Annotated in this window: 3 protein-coding genes; 2 read left to right on the top strand and 1 reads right to left on the bottom strand. The window is 72.4% G+C overall.

Features of this window, described 5'->3' with window-relative positions; all coding sequences use genetic code 11:
* Positions 1-95 precede the first annotated feature (95 nt).
* Positions 96-725: an NAD(P)-dependent oxidoreductase gene (locus DQW06_RS12470; RefSeq protein WP_013153152.1), complete on the top strand. Its 630-nt coding sequence runs from the start codon at positions 96-98 to the stop codon at positions 723-725.
* A gap of 59 nt (positions 726-784) precedes the next feature.
* Here the strand turns inward: DQW06_RS12470 and DQW06_RS12465 are convergent, their stop codons facing one another.
* On the bottom strand, positions 785-2,395 hold the full coding sequence (locus DQW06_RS12465; RefSeq protein ID WP_198662434.1) for an IS200/IS605 family accessory protein TnpB-related protein: 1,611 nt from the start codon (positions 2,393-2,395) through the stop codon (positions 785-787).
* 247 nt (positions 2,396-2,642) lie between these two features.
* On the opposite strand from DQW06_RS12465, the gene DQW06_RS12460 reads away from it, so the two are divergent.
* Positions 2,643-3,140: a MarR family winged helix-turn-helix transcriptional regulator gene (locus DQW06_RS12460; protein ID WP_013153153.1), complete on the top strand. Its 498-nt coding sequence runs from the start codon at positions 2,643-2,645 to the stop codon at positions 3,138-3,140.
* The last annotated feature ends 203 nt before the right edge of the window (positions 3,141-3,343 follow it).

Raw genomic sequence — 3,343 nt, 5'->3', positions numbered from 1 at the left:
CCGCGCGCGGGAAGCCCACCCCGAACGGATACTTCGGGCACCCGAAATAAGATGGGTTCCAGAAGGCCCTCCCCGCCACCCCCCGAGGAGTCAGCATGCGCATCACCGTCCTGGGCGCCACCGGAGGCACCGGGCGCCACGTCGTGGACCAGGCCCTGAACGCGGGACACCGGGTCACGGCCCTGGTCCGCGATCCGGCGCGGCTGCCCGTCACCCACGAGCGCCTGGAGACGGTCCGGATGCCCGTCCCCGAACCCGACCGGCTGCGCTCCCTGCTCTCCGCGACGGACGCGGTGGTCTCGGCGCTGGCCGCGAGCGCCAAGGGCGGATTTCCCGCCACCACCTGGACCGGCGCGGTGCTGAGCGCGCTGGAGGACGACCGCGCCACACGCCTGGCCGTGGTCAGCGCCTCACCCGTCGGCCCGAAGGAGCCGGGCGGACCGCTGCCGCAGCGGCTGCTCATGCCGCTGATCGGCAGGCTCTTCCGCGACGCCTACCTCGACCTGGGGCGGATGGAGGCCGCCCTGGAGGCCAGCGGCGCCGCCTGGACCGTCGTACGCCCGCCCCAGCTGACCGACGCCCCGGCCACGGGGGAGTACCGCCTGGCCCTGGACCGCAACGTGCCCTCCGGCTACCGGATCTCGCGCGCGGACCTGGCGCACGCGCTGCTGCGGGTCCTGGACGACCCGGCCACCGTGCGCCGGGCCGTCGGCGTCGCCGACTGAGCCCCGAACGACCACGTCACACCGTTCCTGAACAGTGATCAGAAGTGACCTCGGGGGGGTCACGCTGGCACCGCACCCATCCCGAACGGTGCTGGATGGGCTGGGTCACCGCGTTCCTGCCCCGTCCGGCCACGCACATCGTGTGCACGCTCCGTGACGGGTGGGCGGTTTCCCTCACGCCTGTGACTGCCCGGTGCGGCCTGGGCGGTCCGATGCCCCACACCATCACCCTGGTGGTGTGGGGGCGGTGCCGTCCGTCGCCGGACCGGGTGGCCCTGGGCGCGCCGCCCGACCGCGATGCTGGCCGCATCGTGCCGGGAGACCTTCCTGGTTGTGGTGGTCAGGGGTCGCTGCCAGTGCTGGGCACCCCACCTTGATGTATACGCCGGGTCCACGGCGATGACCGACACCCCCAGGGTGTGGGCCATCGACACCAACCGGGACCGCAGCCGAGCCGTGGGAAAACCACTGATCAGCCGCCGGAACTTCTTACGCCGCCCGTGTTTCTCCCGGGACTTCTCGCGGGCGAAGTCCAGGTCCTCGATAGCGATGGCCCGCATGCCGCTCGCGGTAACCCAGCGCAGCAACCGGGACAGGGCATGACGTACCTGGGCGTCCCGGTGCTGGGAGTTCCCGGACAGGTCGAACTCACAGCGGTGCGGGTTCCCGGTCGGGTTGCCGTGGGTGTCGAGTCGCCAGGCGGCCAGGTGGTCGGCGTTGGCGTCCACCCCGATCACCCCGTGGGCCAGCGCCGCTTGCAGAGGCAGGGCAGGCACCGCCTGCAGGGTCCAGGACGCGCTCACATACCACCGGCCCCGATCCGTATCCAGGTGGATGCGGTAGGCCACCGCCCCATCGGCCTCGACCCGATCAGCCCACTCGGCGCCCCGGTGGGCGAAGACCACCCGGCCTGAGAGCACATACCGACCACGGGCAGCGTTGGCCAGATGCGCCAACGGGGCGGGCAACCGAATACTGACCTGCCCCTCAGGGGTGATACGGATCGTCTCGTTGCCGTGGCGTTTGCCGGACTCACCATCAGCGGACAGGAAGAAGCGGGCGGCCTCCCACCGGGCCCGCCATCCGGCCTCGGTCAGCTGCGCCTGCTCCAGGTGGTGGCGGGTGTGCAGCAGCCGTTTGCCGCCGCGCACCACCCGTACACGGCCCTCCTCCCAGGCGGCCACCGCCACCGCATGGCGATGCTCCAGGGTGGCCAGGCGTCGGGACTTGGCGTGCCACTCCTGACGTGAGGCGTACCCGGCCGGGACACCCTGAGTGCCCTTGATCCCGAGGGGTTGGGACAACCGGTGGCGCAGGGTGTCGATCCCGGCCTGGAGGCGGTGCAGGTGGGCGGCCTGGCTGCGGCGGGCCAGCGCCCACTGCTCGTTGGAGGCCCTGGTCAGGGCTCCGGCCCACCGCGACGAGGACTCAGCGGTCAACTCCCGTTTGCGGGCCGCCCAGGAGTCCTTGTCGTGGCCAGTGCCGTCCGCACACCGGGCGGCCAGGTCCGTGGAGGCGAGCGAACCCAGGTGCGCGCCCACGGCCCGCAGCACCGCCTCGTCCTCAGGGGTGAGGTCTTTGAGCCGGTCACGCACGCTCACCCCGGTCGGCGCGGGGACCAGGAACGGGTCGGCGATCGACCGCAACCGCCGCATGCCGATACCTGCCATCTCGCCTCGCCTCCTGACCCTGCCGGTTTCGTTGCTGTGTTCGACACGACCGTCGCCAGGACCGGGGGTGCTTGTCCGGAGAATCAACGAACTCCTCGGACAGACTTTCCTGGGCGGGCCGTCCACCGGGATGGGGACACACACCACACACCGCTTTTCGGCAGCAGTAGGGGCTCACTCCTGTGCCCTTGTGTGCGCTTGAGTGGCTTCCCGATCCAACAGCAACAACCCCCGGTAGCATCGGCGCATGGAGCAGGGGGCGGGCCGGCAAGAGGCCGACGACACGCGCGTTCCGGACCGCGCGGCGGTGGAGGGGGCACTGCGCTTCGTGCCCCTGATCGAGACCTACTACCGCCGCGCCCACGCCGAGATGCCCGCCGAACTGCGGCGGCTGTTCACCGACCACCACCTGACCGCCCGACACGGCGCGGTGCTGTCCCAGCTCGTCCACGGCCAGGAACTCGGCATGGGCGAACTCTCCTCCCGTCTGGGGGTGGGCCCCTCCACCGTCAGCGAACTGGTCGGCGACCTGTCCCGGGTGGGGCTGGTGGTGCGCCGCGAGGACCCCGCCAACCGGCGGCGCGCCCTGGTGTCGCTGGCCGACGAGCACCGCGAGCTCATGCGCGCGTTCGTGGCCAGTCGAGCCCGGACCCTGCTGCGGGCCTTCGACCGGCTCTCTCCGGAGCAACGGGAGGGGTTCGCCGCCGGGCTGGAGGCCTGGGCCCGCGAGCTGCACGGGATCTGACCCGCGCCCCCTCCGGGGACGTCCGCTTTGCCAGGGGGCTCCGGGCGCTCACCTGCGGTCGCGCACGAGCCCGCGCGCTCCCCCTGGCCCCCACGGGGCGGTCGGGGCTCAGCGGACGCCGCCCGGCTTGGGCAGCGGCCTGGCGCGCCGCACCGAACGGGGCTTGGGGCTCTCGTCGCGGTACCTGCGCCGGGGCTGGGGCT

Origin of the sequence: Nocardiopsis sp. TNDT3, from assembly GCF_003427465.1 — a bacterium.
Lineage (GTDB): Bacteria > Actinomycetota > Actinomycetes > Streptosporangiales > Streptosporangiaceae > Nocardiopsis > Nocardiopsis dassonvillei.
Note: the sequence above shows the minus strand (reverse complement) of the source record. Positions and strands in the feature narration are given on the sequence as shown.

Excerpts from the sequence above, each read along its gene's own strand:
- DQW06_RS12460 (WP_013153153.1), top strand. The coding sequence starts at position 2,643 with ATGGAGCAGGGGGCGGGCCGGCAAGAGGCCGACGACACGCGCGTTCCG.
- DQW06_RS12465 (WP_198662434.1), bottom strand. The coding sequence starts at position 2,395 with ATGGCAGGTATCGGCATGCGGCGGTTGCGGTCGATCGCCGACCCGTTC.
- DQW06_RS12470 (WP_013153152.1), top strand. The coding sequence starts at position 96 with ATGCGCATCACCGTCCTGGGCGCCACCGGAGGCACCGGGCGCCACGTC.